The organism is Vibrio phycocola, from assembly GCF_054404255.1.
In genome coordinates this window covers 187387-201904 of sequence record NZ_JBTAMQ010000001.1, presented here as the reverse complement: position 1 = coordinate 201904, position 14518 = coordinate 187387, and the positions used below count along the sequence as shown (strand labels likewise).

17 protein-coding genes are annotated in these 14518 nt (G+C 42.3%); 8 read left to right on the top strand and 9 right to left on the bottom strand.

Annotation, left to right across the window (positions count from 1 at the left end; translation table 11 throughout):
- Window positions 1-3 precede the first annotated feature (3 nt).
- From nifA to ACXJY6_RS00970, 5 genes are all read left to right on the top strand, one after another.
- Window positions 4-1614, top strand: coding sequence for a nif-specific transcriptional activator NifA (gene nifA, locus ACXJY6_RS00990; protein ID WP_458766900.1), 1611 nt, complete (start codon window positions 4-6; stop codon window positions 1612-1614).
- 166 nt (window positions 1615-1780) lie between these two features.
- Complete coding sequence (nifB, locus tag ACXJY6_RS00985; protein WP_458766898.1) at window positions 1781-3151, top strand: nitrogenase cofactor biosynthesis protein NifB; 1371 nt, start codon at window positions 1781-1783, stop codon at window positions 3149-3151.
- A complete protein-coding gene (locus ACXJY6_RS00980; protein ID WP_458766896.1) occupies window positions 3129-3389 on the top strand; it encodes a 4Fe-4S dicluster domain-containing protein in 261 nt (86 codons plus the stop codon). Before nifB ends, ACXJY6_RS00980 begins: the two co-directional genes overlap by 23 nt.
- Window positions 3386-3943 carry a nitrogen fixation protein NifQ gene (locus ACXJY6_RS00975; RefSeq protein ID WP_458766895.1) on the top strand — a complete coding sequence of 186 codons (558 nt, stop codon included), beginning with the start codon at window positions 3386-3388 and terminating at the stop codon, window positions 3941-3943. The genes ACXJY6_RS00980 and ACXJY6_RS00975 overlap by 4 nt, the downstream gene beginning before the upstream one ends.
- A 259-nt stretch (window positions 3944-4202) precedes the next feature.
- Window positions 4203-4523, top strand: coding sequence for a hypothetical protein (locus tag ACXJY6_RS00970; protein WP_458766893.1), 321 nt, complete (start codon window positions 4203-4205; stop codon window positions 4521-4523).
- Window positions 4524-4593: 70 nt separating this feature from the next.
- Here ACXJY6_RS00970 and ACXJY6_RS00965 read toward each other — a convergent pair whose 3' ends face one another.
- Window positions 4594-4779 carry a hypothetical protein gene (locus tag ACXJY6_RS00965; RefSeq protein ID WP_458766891.1) on the bottom strand — a complete coding sequence of 62 codons (186 nt, stop codon included), beginning with the start codon at window positions 4777-4779 and terminating at the stop codon, window positions 4594-4596.
- Between the two features lie 119 nt (window positions 4780-4898).
- A complete protein-coding gene (locus ACXJY6_RS00960; protein ID WP_456051251.1) occupies window positions 4899-6041 on the bottom strand; it encodes a DNA alkylation repair protein in 1143 nt (380 codons plus the stop codon).
- 457 nt (window positions 6042-6498) lie between these two features.
- Between ACXJY6_RS00960 and ACXJY6_RS00955 the strand changes: the two genes are divergently transcribed.
- From ACXJY6_RS00955 to ACXJY6_RS00945, 3 genes are all read left to right on the top strand, one after another.
- Window positions 6499-7557, top strand: a complete 1059-nt coding sequence (locus ACXJY6_RS00955) for a TRAP transporter substrate-binding protein (RefSeq protein ID WP_456051250.1) — start codon at window positions 6499-6501, stop codon at window positions 7555-7557.
- 314 nt (window positions 7558-7871) lie between these two features.
- Window positions 7872-8114 carry a type II toxin-antitoxin system Phd/YefM family antitoxin gene (locus tag ACXJY6_RS00950; protein WP_458766889.1) on the top strand — a complete coding sequence of 81 codons (243 nt, stop codon included), beginning with the start codon at window positions 7872-7874 and terminating at the stop codon, window positions 8112-8114.
- Window positions 8115-8120: 6 nt separating this feature from the next.
- Window positions 8121-8417, top strand: a complete 297-nt coding sequence (locus ACXJY6_RS00945) for a type II toxin-antitoxin system RelE/ParE family toxin (RefSeq protein WP_458766887.1) — start codon at window positions 8121-8123, stop codon at window positions 8415-8417.
- A 345-nt stretch (window positions 8418-8762) separates the two neighbouring features.
- Here ACXJY6_RS00945 and ACXJY6_RS00940 read toward each other — a convergent pair whose 3' ends face one another.
- From ACXJY6_RS00940 to modB, 7 genes are all read right to left on the bottom strand, one after another.
- Entirely contained in the window at window positions 8763-8966 is a 204-nt protein-coding gene (locus ACXJY6_RS00940; RefSeq protein WP_458766885.1) for a hypothetical protein, read from the bottom strand.
- A gap of 33 nt (window positions 8967-8999) precedes the next feature.
- Complete coding sequence (locus tag ACXJY6_RS00935; RefSeq protein WP_458766884.1) at window positions 9000-9563, bottom strand: putative signal transducing protein; 564 nt, start codon at window positions 9561-9563, stop codon at window positions 9000-9002.
- A gap of 143 nt (window positions 9564-9706) precedes the next feature.
- On the bottom strand, window positions 9707-11194 hold the full coding sequence (locus tag ACXJY6_RS00930) for a hypothetical protein (RefSeq protein ID WP_458766882.1): 1488 nt from the start codon (window positions 11192-11194) through the stop codon (window positions 9707-9709).
- 2 nt (window positions 11195-11196) lie between these two features.
- Complete coding sequence (locus ACXJY6_RS00925) at window positions 11197-11952, bottom strand: hypothetical protein (protein ID WP_458766880.1); 756 nt, start codon at window positions 11950-11952, stop codon at window positions 11197-11199.
- A gap of 71 nt (window positions 11953-12023) precedes the next feature.
- On the bottom strand, window positions 12024-12581 hold the full coding sequence (locus ACXJY6_RS00920; RefSeq protein WP_458766878.1) for a hypothetical protein: 558 nt from the start codon (window positions 12579-12581) through the stop codon (window positions 12024-12026).
- Window positions 12582-12732: 151 nt separating this feature from the next.
- The gene (gene modC, locus ACXJY6_RS00915) at window positions 12733-13812 is read right to left on the bottom strand and encodes a molybdenum ABC transporter ATP-binding protein (protein ID WP_458766876.1); all 1080 of its coding nucleotides are present in this window, start codon (window positions 13810-13812) and stop codon (window positions 12733-12735) included.
- 19 nt (window positions 13813-13831) lie between these two features.
- Window positions 13832-14506, bottom strand: a complete 675-nt coding sequence (gene modB, locus ACXJY6_RS00910) for a molybdate ABC transporter permease subunit (RefSeq protein WP_458766874.1) — start codon at window positions 14504-14506, stop codon at window positions 13832-13834.
- Window positions 14507-14518 lie beyond the last annotated feature (12 nt).

The window sequence follows — 14518 nt, the reverse complement described above, 5'->3', positions numbered from 1 at the left end:
CTTATGATGCCTATTGAATTTTCAATGCACGACCTTGAACGGCAACTGCTCGCGGCGATGTATCGGATAAGCAGTGTGCTTAATTCTAGCCTCAATTATTGTGAAAGCTCCGATCAAATTCTCAAGGTGCTTCACGATGAATGTCAGTTGCAATGCGGCATGCTAACGATCTTAGATAACAGTAGAGACATTCTATTAATCAAGTCTGTCCACACTCCAAAACCCAACACTGCCGTTGAACAGAAACAGGTTCATTACAAAATCGGCGAAGGGATTGTTGGTGAAGTGCTTCGCCAAGGCAGTTCTGTTGTGATCCGTAATCTAGGAAGTGACCTGCGCTTTGCGGATAAGCTCGCATTATATGACTACGACAAACCTTATATCTGCGTTCCTTTAAAGGATGGAACTCATAAAGTCATTGGTGCATTATCTGCTCAGCCGCCCAATCTAAGTGACGATTGCATTACGATGTTAACCAAGTTTATGGATATGATCGCCAATCTTGTAGCGAAAAATGTTCAGCTTGCTTATAACGTCGAAAAAGAGCAGAAAAAGCTGGTTGATGAGCGTGATGGGCTCAGACGCAAAGTTCGTAATAATTACAGCTTTAAAAACTTAGTTGGTCACACCAAACCGATGCGGCAGATCTTCGAACAAATTCGTCTGGTTTCGAGGTGGGATTCCACAGTATTAGTACGCGGAGAATCAGGGACTGGGAAAGAGTTAGTCGCCAATGCGATTCACTATAACTCTCCTCGTGCCGCCAACCCGTTCGTGAAACTTAACTGTGCTGCACTGCCAGATAACCTGCTTGAATCTGAGCTATTTGGGCATGAAAAAGGCGCATTTACTGGTGCGATCAAACAACGAAAAGGACGTTTTGAACTCGCCGATAATGGCACTATTTTCTTAGATGAAATTGGCGAAACTAGTCCGGCTTTTCAAGCGAAGCTGTTACGCGTATTACAAGAGAAGGAATTTGAACGAGTCGGCGGAAGCGGAACCATTTCAGTCAATGTGCGAATTGTGGCGGCGACCAACCGAAATCTCGAGGAAGAAGTGGCAAAGGGTAATTTTCGCGAAGATCTTTACTACCGCTTAAATGTCATGCCGATGAACCTGCCTCCACTGCGTGAACGGATTCAAGATATCCCGGAAATCGCTGAGTTTATGATTCAGAAGATCGCCAAAGTTCAGCAACGTAAGCTGTCGCTTTCTGAAAGTGCAATTCGATCGATGATGTCCTACAGTTGGCCGGGCAATGTTCGTGAGCTCGAAAATACACTCGAACGTGCGTCGGTGTTAAGTGAATCTGGAGTGATCGCGCCAGAGCTCATCACCTTTAGTCACGTCGAATCGGCGCCAACCTCAATGCCAGCAATGGCAATGCAAGCTGTCGAAATGCCATCTCACCCAACAATGCCAAATTATAATTCAACGGGCATCAATAACATCGGCAAAGAAAAACACTTTAGCGACGAAAGAGAAATGGTTATCGATGCCTTAGAGCGATCTGGATGGGTGAAAGCCAAAGCCGCTCGATTGCTTAACATGACTCCTCGTCAAATCGCCTACCGGATTCAAATTATGGATATCGACATGAAACAAATCTAACAATTTTTGATTCCTCCTGATGTCGGGTTTGTGACAATTGTTGTAAACCACAGCCCGACACCAGATAACAATCAAATAAAATCAATAACTTATTAAAGGTACATTGTTTGCATCACTTAACCATAAGGCACCACAATTACGAAAGTTACTTATGGAAGAGGTAGACATGGAAAGTCATCAAAATACAGCGCCACCTCACTCTAACGAGTCTGAAACCAACATCAGTCACCTATTTTCAAGGGAGGTGCAAGACAAAATCGCGGCACATCCTTGTTATTCAAAAGACGCCCATCAATATGCAAGAATGCACTTACCTGTCGCGCCAGCATGCAATATTCAATGTAACTATTGCAACCGTAAATACGACTGCAGCAATGAGTCCCGCCCCGGAGTTGTATCGCGTTTGGTCGATCCACCTCAGGCGCTAAAGCAGTATCAAGCCATTAAGAAGCGGGCTCCCAATCTCACCGTGATGGGAATTGCAGGCCCTGGAGATGCATTGGCAAACCCTCAAGCAACATTTGAAACCATGGAAAAAATCAAAGCAGCCGATCCATCCGTTCAACTCTGTATATCGACCAATGGATTGATGCTGGAACCTCATGTCGACCGACTGGCGCAACTTGGTGTCGATCATCTGACAATTACCATCAACTGTATCGACCCAGAGGTTGGGGCGAAGATTTATCCGTGGATCTATTTCAATTATAAGCGACTGCGTGGCATTGAAGCATCCAAAACACTTATTTCTCAACAGATGAAGGGATTGGAAGCTGCTGCGAAAGCGGGAATGATGGTGAAAGTTAATACCGTACTTATTCCAGGAGTGAATGATCACCATATTGAAGCCGTGTCAGCGGCTGTAAAACAACGTGGCGCTTTACTGCACAATATCATGCCGTTAATTTCTGATCCGGCTCACGGCACCTATTTTGGTTTAACGGGTCAACGCGGCCCAACTGAAGAAGAGATTCAACGTGCTCGAGCGGCTTCTGGTGACCATATGCCGCAGATGACCCACTGCCAGCAGTGTCGAGCCGATGCAGTCGGAACACTTGGCGGCTGTTCGAGTACAGCCGATGAACAACGCTCGTGTGGCTCAACCGAATCTGACACCAATACGGGAAATGATGGCTATCAAGTCGCGGTTGCCAGCGATGGCAGTGAAATAATCAAAACCCATTTTGGTCATGCGAAAGTATTTGAAGTTTATCGCTATTCTGATACCAGCCAACAATTTAATTTCATCGAAGAGCGTAATGTCGCCGCCTACTGCAACGGTCAATCTGAATGCCTAGAGAATGAAGATGAGAAAGAGCAAATCATCAATACGGTAGCAGATTGTCAGCTGGTTCTTTCTGCACGAATGGGAATCGCTCCATGGCGTCAACTCGAAAAGCTCGGAGTAACGCCTAACGTGGACTTTGCTATGGAATACACTGCTGATGCATTGAAGCAGATTGCGCTCCATATTACCGAGTTTGATTCATCAACACAGCACAAGGAGGCTCTCCATGAAGTATGCCATAACGGATAAATGCGTTGGTTGCCATGCATGCAAACTCGTTTGCCCAAGCCAAGCTGTCTATGCTGATGCCGACGATTCAAATCAGTTCCGAATTCATGCCAAACGCTGTACTGGGTGTGAAGATAAGTTTGACGACCCTCAATGCGCCAGTATTTGCCCAATAGAAGAGGCAATAATCAACGAGAACAGTATCCCAGTAAACCCAATCGGTAGCCTAACCGGTCTTCATATTGAGAACTGCCGATGATACCAACAAATGCACTTCACTTGTTTTGGCGACCAATTATCAGTCAGTATCTTGCAGGTCACACCGCGCTTCCTCCATTTATTGGCCTCGAGGAAGCCGGTTATCATAAGATCCTAGCAAGGTTGGACATCAAGGATATCAGCCGCATTCATGCACTCCCTGCACGTCGAACCCGTGGGGAGTTAATGGAAATGCGCCTAGATGAATGCCAACAGGTGTATGAGTTACTTTATCAACACATCAATGCATCGACACAAGATCTGGCTAACGACGCCGAAACAATGGCCCAAGTGATTACAGCCGCTTGCATGAGTGGGTCACATTTATGGCACGATTTAGGGCTACCAGAGCGCGCAAGGTTAGGTCAGTTGTTTAAATGCTATTTCCCATCGCTATATCAACTTAATAATCAAAATATGCGCTGGAAACGGTTCTTGTATAAGCAGCTGTGTGAGAACGGTGGCGACTATGTGTGCCGCTCTCCAAGTTGCGATACTTGCTCCAGCTATAGTGAGTGTTTTATCACCGATGTGGCGGTTGACATTGCCAGTTAACACCCGCACAACAATGCTTAAACATAAAATAAATACTGTTACTAAATATTTCTAAAAGCCATTAAATGCCATGAGAAATAAGTCTTAAATTTAACTCCAACTAAAACAAACGTAATAAAATTACTAACAATCTGCGTTAGATCAAATTTTATTCAGTTTTGAATGTTCACTAGTAGAATTTGTTGTTTTTTTCCACAAAAAAGGAGTAAATTTCTCGTCATGTGAGCTGGCGCTCGTTTTTGAAATTTAAGGTGACAACATGTATTTAGATACTTCTTCGTATAGCAACCCAATGACCGATAACACCATCGTTTTTGATAACGTTTCGAATAATGAATTGAACGAAAACGCGAAAAAGAATTGGCTTAGCTACTGGAAGTACTTTAAACGTAGTGAGTTTAATGCATGTTCGGTTAGAGGCTGTAATGGTCACGCTCATCATGGAATTCTCGTCAAAACAAGCCAAAATAACGATAAGTTGTACGTGGTTCCAGTTTGTGCAACGCACAGCACCAGTGATTCAATCCCACTTAAATCAGACAAACACATCGATATTATCTCAGCGGAATTGAGCCTGTAACGATTTATTGACACAAAAAAGCCCCAATGTTTATTCATTCATTGATAAGAATAAACATTGGGGCTATTTTTTATTCTGCGTTTTCGCTCTTTTTCTTCTTTGACGTCCGCACGTAATCCCAGATCAATCCAGCGGTCATCGCAGCGCACAATCCAATAAAGATCCACGTCCCAGTCTGACCCAGCTCTTGGTTCGCGTAGAGCAAAATAGACGTAATCCACATCCCTACCGTCATTGAAATCAGGTTTGTTCTCATACTTCTTAGTCCTAAATCAAAATTCATTATTGGGAGCATTGTAACAAAACAATCCTAGTGCGAATACTCAGGTTATCAATGCACCTTGAATTGCGGGAAAAATAGAATGGTTAAGCGTGTTATGGCATGAATAGCTCAAACGCATTCTCAGCCACAATCGTCCCGTTTACCTGTACTTCAATTTTGTGTACTCCTGGGTAATAGGTTCGCGTGGTTATTGGTTTTATGGTGTGCTTTTTATGAACAGTTAACGTTTTTCCTGAAGCCAGGTGAACGCTACGCCATTTAAACACTTTTGGAGAGACAGTCCCGTTCGCTTTTTGATGATACACAATATAATCAATCATTAACTCCTGCGAATGTTTAGCTTTAGAGGGAATCGTCACACTAAGCTGAAGCGAGCCTCCAAAATCTAGCGTTGGCGCTGAAAGCGTTAGAGTACAATCACCAAGCTCCGCATTACCATACCCCAGAGCTTGCAAGGTCTCTGCATGTCCTACTTTTATTAAACTACGGCAAGCATGGCGCACCAATTTTATTCGCGCCTCACTGGCATTAATCATCCAGTCAAGAGCCACACTCGCTACAAGGTCTGGGTGATCTTTACTAATATCGTTTAAATTGTTGGCTACGGATCGCCGAACGTATTCGCTCGAATCATCTTTGAGCTTATCCAATAATGGCAGTAAGGGGCTAGGATCGGTTACAAATTTCTTAAGCCGCATTCCCCAAGGTAAACGAGGCCTAGAGCCTTCACTGGCTAAGCGGCGCACATGTTCGTCTTTATCTTCTGCCCATCGATGGAGAATCTTCATCGTTTGTTCTGTGTTTTGATCCAAAAAAGGTCTAATCGCAAATTCGGAACTTGAGCGTTTGGTCATCTCCCTTAATAGATCCATAGATAAATCAAAATGAGCCATACCATGTTGAGCGACATAATCGGCTAACGGCATTACAGCCCATCCATTAACCCCCGTTTTCCTGCTGGGGTTTGTACGAGTGGCATCTGGCGCTTCAGAATCAATCCGCTCCCCCAATACCGCATGTAACAATTGACCAGTGTGTGCAAAATCTGAAGGCAAGAAGTGATGCAATTGATGACAAATAAGGTCACTGCGCTGTTTTAATTCCAGAGTTTCCAGCTTGCAATTCACCGCAGCGACAAAGGCAGCGTCATCAAACCCTTGGTACACCTGTTTTAATTGGCTAGCAAGGTGCTCGACTAAACTAGTATTAAATATATGTTTAAATGCCTCTGGCATGAACCTATCCCCCCGGTTTATATATCAATGATTGAGCAGTGATACCCAACTTAAATTCACCATAAAAGCGAACCATAAGTATACGGCCATATAGGTCACTGCATGTCATAATAAACCATGCGTTAGCTTACCAAGCTTCATGAGATGAGTATTGAGTAAGAACGGATATAAGATGGCCTTTTTGAACGATAATCTGTGACAAATCCGTGATTAGCCAACTAAAAATTATATTTCAACTTTTTACTTAAATTCGTCACTTTACTCTGTGTAAATACATCTTTACAATGCTGAAAATATGTATCTCTAGTTAAATTAGATATTCTGCATAGCTTTAGTAAAAGTCGCTCAATATATACGACTTGACTGCCATGCCCGATACGAAGACCCTACGGAAAAGACCCTAGGTGTAAATAATAATTAACGTTCATACGGAGAGCGAACAAGAATGGATAAACCGATGAAACTTCTAGTAAAAGCGACAGCGATCGCAGCGCTTTCAGCGTTTGCTTTTACTGCCCAAGCCGCTGACAAAGTCTATCGTCTAACACTTGCTGAAACATGGGGCCCTAACACTCCAATTCTTGGTGATTCAACTAAAGAGATGAAACGCTTGGCTGAAGGCATGTCAAACGGACGCCTTCAAATTCGAATTGACTCGGCTAATAAACATAAAGCACCACTTGGTGTGTTTGATTTGGTGCGCTCTGGTCAATATGATCTTGGGCATTCTAGCTCTTACTACTGGAAAGGAAAGGTTCCAAACACGCTTTATTTTTCTTCGATGCCCTTTGGTCTCATGACCACAGAACAGTATGCTTGGTTCTACCACGGTGGCGGGATGGAGCTAATGCAAGAAGTGTACGAACCATTTAACCTGCTTTCGTTCCCGGGTGGTAACTCAGACATCCAAATGGGTGGTTGGTTTAGAAAAGAGATTAACTCGATTGACGATCTTCAAGGCCTGAAGATGCGTATTCCGGGCTTTGCTGGTGAGGTTTTTGCTCGCGTTGGGGCCAAGCCTGTTAATATTCCACCGGGTGAACTTTACACCTCTCTAGAGCGTAACACCATCGATGCGCTAGAGTGGGTTGGCCCTGCTTTTGACCTGCGTATGGGCTTTCAAAACATCGCCCCATTCTACTACACAGCATGGCACGAGCCGGGATCTGAAACTCAGTTCCTAGTGAATAAGAAAAAGTGGGACTCGCTTCCTCAAGATCTGCAATTAATCCTAGAAACGGCATTTAAAGCTTCAGCATTTAATATGTACACCCAAGCTATCAATGAAAATGCAGTAGCGTGGGATAAAATGCTAGCCGAAAACCCTGATATCAAAGTTCGTGACTTCCCAGAAGAAGTTCTGAATAAGATGCGCGCGGAAACACAAGCACTACTTAAAGAGTATGCAGAACAAGATCCGCTAGCGAAGAAAATCATTGATTCTCAGGATAACTACCTAGATAAAGTCCGCGCATGGACAGACATTTCAACTAAGTCTTATCTGGAAAATAACTAATCCCAAGTTATCTACCTTCAAGGGGCTCGCACATGCGGGCCTTTTCAATTTCGTTAACCCAACTAACGTTCGTCGTTCATCGCCTGAGTAACTGCCAATAAAAGTGTCATGTTAAACGTTGCCCTTGACGTTGGTTTTAGCGTGATCTTCACCCGATCTAATTGCCTTGTTATCTTTTCATACCCTAATCCAATATATATTGGTATCAACCAAAAAGGTTTAATTATGGCTAAAAAATCGCACGATTTAATTAGATTGACCATTTCATGCGAACAACTATAATCTTACTGTAATTCCAGATTTGGAGATTGATCATGCACACATTAACAGCAAATGATGCCAAACGTAATTTTGGTGAGCTACTTCTAAGCGCTCAACGTGAGCCCGTGAAGATTAGCAAGAACAGTAAAGATGCTGTAGTTGTAATGTCTATCAAGGACTATGAAGAACTAGAAGCAATGAAAACCGATTACCTTAGGCATTGCTTCGAGTCAGCGAAACAAGACTTAGCGCAAGGCGATGTGGTTGATGGTGAAAATTTTTTAAACGCCTTATAACCCGATATGCAAAAGAATAAATACAAACTGAGTAAATTAGCTCAGACTCATTTACGGAAAATCAAAAGCTATACAGTTAACAACTTCTCCGAGATGCAGTGGCGAAGCTATAAAGATACGTTACTAACTGGTTTTCAAATGCTTGCTGATAATCCAGCTGTTGGTCGCAGTTGTGATGACATATACCCAAGTGGATTCTATTTCCCTGTAGGCAAGCATAGCGCTTACTTTACAAAAGAGGATGGCTTCATTTTAGTTGTAGCCGTACTCGGTAAATCACAGCTTCCTCAGAACCACCTATAGTCAAAATTTCACCCTAGATTTGGATTTAGGGTGATGAGCTTGACTGGTAAACTAGACATAATGACTCCCCACTCAGACGTCAGCATCTAATTAAGCATCGGATGTGGCACAACCACCGACGGCGTTAGTATGGCAATTCCGTTTAACGTATTTAACCACGGATATCAGCATGACAACCGACGAATTTATTTGAGTGACATTACAAAAATAAGCTTAAAAAATTAGGCCGAAATTTTTGCGTTCTACTTGAAGTGGGGAATCATACCAACGCGGCGCTAATCGGACTAAAATAGTGAGTTGGATACTAAAGCCGATAATAGCAGGCGTTTTGTAGTGGTGTTTGAGTTAATTGCTGTTGTTAGATTTCATTGCTATTTCCTCAAACCTGTCATATTCATAAAACACATCAAGGGTACCATTTCCGTCTGAGTCATACTCGGAAGACACCAATTTACCGAGGTGGTATTTCTGCACTTTAACTGGTACTCCAGGAACATCCCCATATATTTCTATCTTCTTTAGAACACCATATTCTAAGTAGGACTTCACATCTGACACACCATCTTGATTTGTATCTGATTCTTAAATGTATGCATTGCCTTTTCTAATTTTTACAGTCGTTTCAAAAACGCCATCAAAATCGTCGTCGAGCTTTGAACTAGCGAGCAGCCCCTTTAGATCATAATTGTTAATCAAGTCCACATTTCCATCTAAGTTTCTATCGACCTCTGCTTTAGTTATACGGTTGTCTTTATATATCCAAACCTCATCATTTGTTCCGTTTCTATCATAATCAATACCGTCCCTATTTACGGGGGAGTTGTATGCCCAGTACATAGCTACAACACCAACTAGCACACCAATGACAAATCCAACTCCATGTCTAGAGCCTTTTGGTATTTTCTCACTAGAAGCGTTAGAGGAATCAGAAGAAGGTTGTGTTGATTCCCATTCTTTTACAAATGATCGAGCGGCATCATAATCAGCATCATCAACCGTTACCCGAACGAGACCCTGAGCTTGGAGCTCTCCAATCCCGCCTTGTAAAAACTCCCCTTCGACATTCGACTTTATCCCTTCTTGCTCAAGAAGGTTAGACATCATATGTGCTTCGAGAGTATTTGATGCTTCAAATATACTTTTCATAAAAATCTAACCGCCGTATTAAGGTGTGAGCAACGCTACCGCGAAACCTAACCATCCCACCATAAACACAAAACCCAACGATGGAATGATAAATGCCATGCATTGGGAATCTGTCTTAAACGCTTTGCTATACGCTCTTTGTGCTACATCCAAATAGCTTGGTTTACGGTACTTCTAACTCTTTTTAAGGTCTGAGGTCCCATTCTTTCGAACTGTAAAAGCACAGAATCTGGAGTATTAACTAAGTCTTCTAGTGAATTAATATCATTTTTCTGAAGCAAGCCAACCATATAATCAGTTAGACCGTACGGATATGCATTGGATTTTTTAAGTATTAATATATCTTTCTTTAAAATGTCTAACTCGTGCTCTGGCAAAGGTTCCGGCAACGCTAGTTTATACAGCTCACTTCCTCTATGAAATTCAACAGCATCGTCTTTGAACAACAACCATTTATCCTGCATCTGAGAAGTTATGCGGCCATGCTCCAAAGATTCAGTGATGTTACATAAGTTAAGCACATAACGAGTACCTCTCCCTCTAGATTTCATCGCTCTCGATACTTCTTTGCGCGCAATAAACCCTGCATATTCTAATATCTCTAGAGGTTTATTAAGCCTCTGACCAATCTCTCTCAACACTAGAACTGAACGCTCACTTTTTTCTCCCGCTTTTTCAAAGAAGATCTCAGCGATTTCTTGAGCAGGTGAAACCATAGGCTCGTAGACACCTAATTTTGGCTCAATTTCTTCTAATAGTGGCCAGAAATAATTACTCGATAACTGCTTAAATGCTTCTGTAATATTCGTAATCGTCACAGATGACGAGCCATTTATAGACGTTATAAGCTGATTACAGCTATAAATAAACGAACGCATATTACCTAGTACGGCAACACCCAAAAATTTACACACATCGGACTTAGATAAGCCCTTTACAAACTTAGAGTCATCTAAAGATTCAGAAAATCTACGATTTAAAACTTCGACAAATAAATCAGTAAAATCTGACGCAGTCTCTGAACGATTTACATCGATAACTGTGGCATCGTTATAAACATCGAATCTTGTCCCAAATTTAGTTACACCTGGATAAATCGATGCTTTACACGAAATGGTATTGTTAGATAGAGTTCTGAAGATATCAAAAAAATCTGACAAGCTGGTTTCACGACCGATATGAGCCGCATCATCAAATAAAACGACTATCCGCTTTGATAGTTGTGATGACACATTAATCAAAACTTGCTGCAGTTCTGGCACTGTATATGCGCGTGCATCGAGGTCGAGCTTAGGCAGTGTTTTCTGAATTTCACCTATAACTAATTTACAAAACAGTTCAATGTATTCTGAGCCAGAAGTACGCAATAGATCCAAATGACGCAAACTTACATATATACCGACAGCTGTACCTCCTGGGTTTTGAGGGTAAAGCCCTCTAGAAGCTTCGATCATCAGGGCGCTTTTACCACAACCACGCGCGCCCTTTAGCAATACAGGGCCATGCGCTCTCAGTTTGGATATGCACTTTTTATCTTGCGTTGTAAAGAAATGATATTCTGAAAATTCTTGTAAATCAAAATCTTCAGCGGCAAGAACTAGAGAGTTATCTTCGTAAACTTCATATTCCATAATTAATCTAACTCCAGTTCTTTCGAATTTCTATAGTCATTAAAGCTCTGTTCTAATTCCGATTTCTTGTAAGCATGAGGAACTTGAGAAACCAATAGTCCAATAGACGCTACAATATAAAATGTATCGTTTAATATAGATATTACTGTATCACGATCTAGTATAGATTCCTGAGGAACTAATAGTTCATGGTGTATACCCTTTGAAAGAGAAGAATAAGCTGTATTTATCTTTGACTTAATTGACTCGATGGCACTGCTAGCTGTAGTACCACTCAGTTGCGTATACCATTCACCCATAGCGCCTTCACTACCCTCATCGATTACAAGCTCAGCACTCTTGGTAAGTACCAAATGTATTTGGTAGGACCCCAGAATAGCCCGTGTTGGGTCTTTTAATGCCTTATCTTCCCATAGATTGGATACGGCTTTATCCACTACATCTCCTTGCCAACGAATGGCCGACGAGTGAGGCTTGCCTAAAGCATAATCAGATTGCTCTTGCTTACCCTTCATGAGCAAAATCTTGAACGGGTCCAGACGCGCAATTAAGGCAGTCATACTAAGCTCTAGAATTGAACGACCCAAGTATGGGCCGTACAAACCTAACTTATCGTCAGACATTGATTGCAATTCAACCAACTCTCGAGTTACCTTAGTCAACGAGATACTTAGATGTAGTAAAATTTTATCTATATCAGAGCTAATATCAAAGTCACTTCCGCAAACTAACCTTACAAAACTATCTATATTTTCCAAATGCCTAGCCTCTCAAGATCCTAGCGGGTTTATTTTTATCAGTATAGGATACCTTTGCGTACTATTTTAAGCTAACCTACTAAAGCAAAACCACCTAGAGTTAACGCTGATACAACCAAGAAAGCAGCTACTCCTTTGGCTCGTCGAAAAGCGGGTTCACCATTTTTTACGCGCTCCCATTCAAGTTTCAATAAAGCTTGAGATTTAGACCTAACATCATCAACTTTATCATCTACTTTCTGCCATTCAGCCTGCTTCGTAAATTTGCGCAACTCTTCCAAAGATTCGATTAAGGCTATAACTTCAGAATTATCATCATCTGGGTTTAGACGTAGGTTAATTCGTGTATAAGCTTTCGAAGCCGCAACTTGGAATTCTTTTAAATCGGATTGAGAAAACTCTGACTTCTCACCTTTTTCTTGAGCCCACAGCATCCGCTTACTAATATCAGAGATAGTAACAACATTGCCAATAAATGTTGCAATTTCTTCTCGCAATGAATCAATCCATTGCTGACGAAATTCTGAGACTTTTTGCTCTTTTGATAGAACTAAAGAAATAAATGAAAAAAGACCTGCAATAATAGAAGCTGTTACCACTCCGATAGGAATTAAAACTGAACCTGACATTATGCCACCTGTAAAACTAACATTTTAATATCGTGCCAGCACGAATTCATCCATTCAGTATATCTAATGAACCCCTGCTAACCAACGGAATAATATGAACTTAATGTAGTATCGTTAAAAGCTTCTAGTGAAAACTTATAAAAGACGAGGATTAGGATAACGCAACAGACTTAATCTGCGCCCATACAGTAAGGCCCTCTTCTAAACCTAATACCGCAATCGACCGCAAGGTGACTTTAGCTAGTAGTTTTTGACCATTGGGTAGCTTAAGTACCACCAACGCCTGACCAGAGGCATTGTTCATACCCTCAATGGATGAAATAGTGACGGGGAGCTGGTTTAGCATTGTGGTTAACGATGGTTCTTTGAGAGATAGCGCCACATCGGAGGCGAGAATTCGACAACGATAACGGTCGCCTACTTCCCCTACAGTTCCTGGCGCCCAAATGACCACACCACCGACATCCAACTTGGTGATTTGAGGATCCTGATGCTCGGTGACAGTGGTATCAAAAATACTTCCAATTTCATCACGAAATATCGGTAGATACTCAGGCTTAGACATCACGGTTTGTGCGTTTTCTGAAGCCACAATCTGACCACGATTAAACAGCACAATATGGTCGGCAAGTCGCGCCATTTCTTGGACTGAATGGGTTACGTACACAATGGGAATTTCAAATGTTTGTTGCAGCTTTTCTAAATAAGGGAGAATTTCCGATTTGAGACCAACATCCAATGCAGAGAGCGGTTCGTCCATTAACAACAGTTTGGGACAAGTCAGTAGTGCTCGTGCTATCGCAATGCGCTGACGTTCACCACCAGAGAGCTGTTCGGTCGAACGTTCTAACAAGTGATCGATGCCCAAAAGCTGACATATCTCTATCACCGAGATCTTACGTTTTTCTTTCGGAGTACGCTTCCAGCCAAACTCTAAGTTCTGTTTCACACTCAAATGTGGAAACAAACCAGCCTCTTGAAACACATAACCTAAATCACGTTGGTAAGTAGGAACAAATACACCTTTTTTGGAATCCTGCCACACTTCATTACCGACGGAAAAATAGCCCGAACTTAGATGCTCGAGTCCTGCCATCGCTCGCAAGCAGGTCGTCTTTCCCGATCCCGAATGACCAAACAGCACGGTAATTCCCTGAGCCGGCAGCGTTAAACTGACATCAAGACGAAAGCTTGGGTAATCTATAGCGAATTCTGCGTGTAAATCTTGCAATGCATAAGCCTCGAGTTAATTAGGCCATCTGGTAACGACGTCGAGTATTTATCCAATACATCAACAATAAAGAAGCAAAAGAAAAAGCGACTAAGCCTCCAGCAAGCACATGAGCTTTGCCGAATTCTAAGGCTTCAACATAGTTATATATTTCTACCGACATGACGCGAGTTTTTCCCGGGATATTACCGCCAATCATAAGCACCACTCCAAATTCCCCTAAGGTATGGCAGAATCCCATAATAGCCGCTGAAAACACACCCGGCCACGCTAGCGGTAAGGTAACGTGAACAAAGGTATCAAACGGAGATGAGCGAAGTGTTGCAGCAACTTCCATTGGGCGTTTGCCAATCGCTTCAAACGCATTTTTTAATGGCTGAATAACAAATGGGAACGAATGAATAATACAGGCGATGGCGATGCCCGCAAAAGAAAAAGGCAATTGAGAGATACCCAGTTTCGCTAGGCCCTGCCCCACCCAACCGTGAGGCCCAAGTAATAGCAGAAGATAGAAACCCAGCACAGTCGGTGGCAACACTAATGGTAGCGAGAAGATCGCTTCGATGACGCCTTTATAACGATACTTGGTAACCGACAACCACCATGCTGCTGGGATACCCAAAATAAGCAACCAAATCGTGACGACGAAGGCCAGCTTTAACGTTGTTGCAATAACTAACCAGTCTACCGCCATTTGATCTCTCTA